This window comes from Moorena sp. SIO3I8, assembly GCF_010692325.1.
In the GTDB taxonomy this organism is placed as follows: Bacteria; Cyanobacteriota; Cyanobacteriia; order Cyanobacteriales; family Coleofasciculaceae; genus Moorena.
Window position 1 is genome coordinate 1 of the sequence record NZ_JAAHHW010000309.1, and the last position, 1,938, is coordinate 1,938.

Genomic DNA, 1,938 nt, shown 5'->3' on the forward strand with positions numbered 1-1,938 from the left:
TGCTCAGCCTGCTCGTCATTGCCCAAGGCCTGATGGACTTCTCCGAGTAACACATAAGCCTCAGCACTAGTCAAATTTTGACTTAGGTAAGTTTGGCACAGTGTCACCGCTTCCTCCAAATTTCCTTGATTAGCTAATCTCCTAGCTTTTTCAAGCAAGGATTCTTGTCCCTTTTCAAGCTCCCTTTGTAAGCAGGATTGTTTGATTCCTTTAGACTGTCGATTAACCAGAGCAGAGGGGGAAGATGATCTTGTTTGGTATTCCTGGTCTTGCTCCTGGTCCTGGTTTTGCCCTTGTATTGGATAGAGAGAATGGATCAGCGTCACTGGGGACTTATGACTCGGGAGTGACGATGAGGTTTCCCAATTTCTCCTGCGCCCCTGTTGAGAGTTCCTGGTCTGGGGTTGTCTAAGATCTTTCACCTTCTGATAGGCAAAAGCAAAGGGATAGCGAACTGACACAAATCGATTGGTAGTTCTTACTCCTGTTTCAGCAGACCCCACAAACAGCAAACCTTTAGGCATTAATAAGCGATCTAAGAGTTGTATAGCACGGAACCGGGAAGATTTATCCAAATAAATCAATAAATTGCGGCAGAATATAATGTCATAGTTGCTCTGAGCCAAGCCCAAGGGGTCTAGAATATTACCATGCTTGAAATTAACGGTATTGCGCACCAACTGACATAATTCATAACCATCTGCTGTTTGCTTAAAATAGCGTTTTTGTTGCTGTAGTTGGTTGCCCCGAAAGGAATTCCTGCTGTAGAGAGCACGTCGAGCTTTGTGCAATGCTTCCTTGCTGATATCAATAGCATCGACTCGAAACTGATTAGGAGTCAAACCCGCATCCAGCAAGGTCATAGCAATGGAGTAAGGTTCTTCTCCTGTAGAACAGGGTATACTTAATATCCGCAGGATGGGGTAGTTGGGGTTGGGCAACCACTCAGATATGACGTAACGACTCAGAAACCCAAAGGGTTTTCTGTCCCGGAAAAACCAAGTCTCTAAGACAACGACCGTTTCAATCAGTGATTCGAGTTCTTGAGGTGAGGTTTGCAGTTGTTGCAGATACGTTTGCTGATCCGGTAAGCCACAAGCCAATCGTCTGGTTTCTATCGCTCTAGCAATCTGCCTAGAACCAATAGTACTGCCATCCAAACCGATTTTCTTTCTTAGTAAAGCCTCAATAGTCGCCTGAATCATTACTATTAGTTAGTTAGTTGTTAGTTAATTGGTAGTTTTTAATTTTCTGCTCCAGGTAATAAGTATATCTGTTGGGACTCCGATAACAAATACTCTAGCCGAATTCGTTGGATCATGCCTTTTTCATCCATAATCATTTCTCCTAAATAAGGAGCGTCATTTATTTTTACTCCGGCATCGACCCACTCAGTATCTGGTTTGTTTAAGGTTTCTGTGATTCTTTCTGACATCAAACCGATGCAGTAATGAGTATTATTTTTGGCAATATAATTGACCATTATAATCCGTGTGCTTAAGTGGGAGCAGCTGGGAGTACCTTGAATTAAATGGCACAGATCGATGACTGGCACAATTGCACCTCGGTAGTTAAACAAACCAGCCACATAGTCAGGAGCTTGGTGTATTTTTCGGAGGTTGACTCTGGGAATTACCTCCACGACCTGAGAACTATCCAGGGCATAAAGGTCATTTCCTACATAAAAAATCAACATTAACATCGGTTAATTGATGGGAAAATTAGTGGGAATTGATATAACGATATTTAACATCATTTAGCCTCTAAATTTCTGAGTGCTCAAACCCCTAATTAGCTTTTATACCAATCCTAAATGAATTGTGAGAATTTTTGTTCCCAGATCCGCTGTTCCCGTCTTGATGCAAAGCGCGAGTGGGGGAAACCACGGCAGTCGCTCATGGGGGAGACCCCCAAGACCGCGCTGCCTTCCCAAGACCG

At 43.3% G+C, this 1,938-nt stretch carries 2 protein-coding genes; both read right to left on the reverse strand.

Translation table 11 applies throughout. From position 1 onward, the window contains the following. The coding region (locus tag F6K51_RS36490; RefSeq protein ID WP_293030851.1) for a CheR family methyltransferase at positions 1–1,205 on the reverse strand (1,205 nt) is incomplete at its 3' end. 38 nt (positions 1,206–1,243) lie between these two features. After that, entirely contained in the window at positions 1,244–1,696 is a 453-nt protein-coding gene (locus tag F6K51_RS36495; RefSeq protein ID WP_293030854.1) for a chemotaxis protein CheW, read from the reverse strand. Between the last annotated feature and the right edge of the window lie 242 nt (positions 1,697–1,938).

Bases quoted from the DNA above. Each gene is read 5' to 3' on its own strand.
- F6K51_RS36495 (WP_293030854.1), bottom strand. From the start codon at position 1,696: ATGTTGATTTTTTATGTAGGAAATGACCTTTATGCCCTGGATAGTTCT.